This window comes from Christiangramia aestuarii (genome assembly GCF_009735585.1).
Taxonomy (GTDB): domain Bacteria; phylum Bacteroidota; class Bacteroidia; order Flavobacteriales; family Flavobacteriaceae; genus Christiangramia; species Christiangramia aestuarii.
On record NZ_VJVW01000073.1, the window covers coordinates 1 to 465 of the forward strand.

The 465-nt window shown below is 70.8% G+C and carries 1 protein-coding gene; it reads right to left on the reverse strand.

Annotated elements, in window-relative coordinates; all coding sequences use genetic code 11:
- The coding region (locus FLP08_RS16965; RefSeq protein WP_500681180.1) for a hypothetical protein at positions 1–465 on the reverse strand (465 nt) is incomplete at both ends.

Genomic DNA, 465 nt, shown 5'->3' on the forward strand with positions numbered 1-465 from the left:
CGCAGATCGCGGCGCAGGCTGTCGGCCAGCCCCTGCGGACCGCAGAACCAGACGCTCGGCCAGCGTCCTTCGGCGCTCTTCAGCACGCCCAGTTGCGCCGCCTGCGGCTTGCCCTGCTCGTCGCTATAGCGGATGTGCAGGGTCACGCTGGGCAGGCGTTCGCAAAGCTCGCGCAAGCGCCCGGCGAACAGCGCTTCCTGGGAATTGCGCACGCAATAGTGCAGCTCCACCGATGGCGCGCTTTCCGGCGCGGCCTGCAGCGACTCCAGCCAGGCGATGAACGGCGTCACGCCGATCCCGGCGGCGACCCAGACCTGCCGCCCGGCCAGGCCACGGCGGAAGTCGAAGCAGCCGTATGGCCCCTCCACCTCGACCCTGGCGCCGACCTCCAGGTTGTCCTGCAGGCGCCGGGTGTAGTCGCCCAACGCCTTGATGCTGAAGCGCACCTCGCCGCAGCCGCGGTCG